Annotated in this window: 1 protein-coding gene; it reads right to left on the bottom strand. The window is 41.8% G+C overall.

The window, feature by feature from the left end:
• Positions 1–400: transposase (locus SAZ04_RS21745; protein ID WP_332699602.1), on the bottom strand; the 400-nt coding region annotated here is incomplete at both ends.

Below are 400 nucleotides of genomic sequence, written 5' to 3' on the forward strand. Positions count from 1 at the left end.
CCCTTTTTGGAGAGTGACTTAGCTATACGATCACATGCGAGCTTCGCTCCGTTATATACCAATTGTGTTAAATCAAAATGCACTTTTGCCCGTTTTCCTGTACGATAACGAACATTATTTAACTGGAAAAATTCTTTGAGATAAGCAATAACTCGTTCGACTGCGCTTCGTTGCTTGTAAATGGTTTTCCACGCTTTTGATCCACGGGCCGGAGCTGTATACCGACGTAAATCGGTTGTGATCTTGACTTTATAGACCTTCTGACACAACGTATCGGCTGCTAACGGACAGTCTCTACACTCTTTTGGACGTGTGTATTTTAACGTTTCATATGTGGAGTCGTAACTATCATATCGATACGAATATTCTCGCACACAGGTTGGGGCAAAATGCTGATCAA

The sequence above is a fragment of the Halalkalibacter lacteus genome (assembly GCF_036663595.1).
In the GTDB taxonomy this organism is placed as follows: Bacteria; Bacillota; Bacilli; order Bacillales; family Bacillaceae_D; genus Halalkalibacter; species Halalkalibacter lacteus.